Source organism: Streptomyces sp. AC627_RSS907 (genome assembly GCF_019049165.1).
In genome coordinates this window covers 1-570 of the sequence record NZ_JAGMUE010001383.1, presented here as the reverse complement: position 1 = coordinate 570, position 570 = coordinate 1, and the positions used below count along the sequence as shown (strand labels likewise).

Annotated in this window: 1 protein-coding gene; it reads left to right on the top strand. The window is 73.2% G+C overall.

Annotated elements, in window-relative coordinates; translation table 11 throughout:
• Positions 1-50 precede the first annotated feature (50 nt).
• Positions 51-251 carry a hypothetical protein gene (locus KUM32_RS45160; protein ID WP_232109953.1) on the top strand — a complete coding sequence of 67 codons (201 nt, stop codon included), beginning with the start codon at positions 51-53 and terminating at the stop codon, positions 249-251.
• Positions 252-570: the final 319 nt, after the last annotated feature.

Here is a 570-nt window from a genome sequence, read left to right as displayed (position 1 = left end):
CCGTTCAACGATCGCCCCTGAGGGCCGTCACGGCCGGGTAGCGTGGGTACGTGCTTGACTCGGGCTCCGACATACACGAGACGACCACCATCGAAACGGGCGCCTTCTGCCTCGCCCGCTGCTCTTGCGGCTGGTCAGGACCCGCGCGCAGAGCCCGCTCCCGGGCTCGTACCGACGCCGACGAACACCGCGCGACACGGGCGGCACACCCCGTGCCCTCCGTCCCCGCTCCTCCACACACCGGTCGCTGACAGCGCATCGAGGCCGCCTCGGGCGCGCCGGCCAGCCGCGCGCGCCCCCTCTCGGCCAGCCGGCCACAGCTCAGCCCTCCCCCGCCGACCCCGCATACTAGGCCGAGAATGTCATGGCCATGCCTCCTCGTGCGGGTCCGCGACCGCCGCCACGGAACCGGCACCCGCCGTACGCCCTCTGCGTAGAGGAGACCCACATCGAGAGGGAGGGCAGGATGGACAGGCGCACACTGCTGGCAGCCGGCACCGGACTGGCCGTGACGGCCACGGGGACCGTCGCGTGCGACGGCGAGGCCAGCCCGCCTGCCCCGAGCAACGA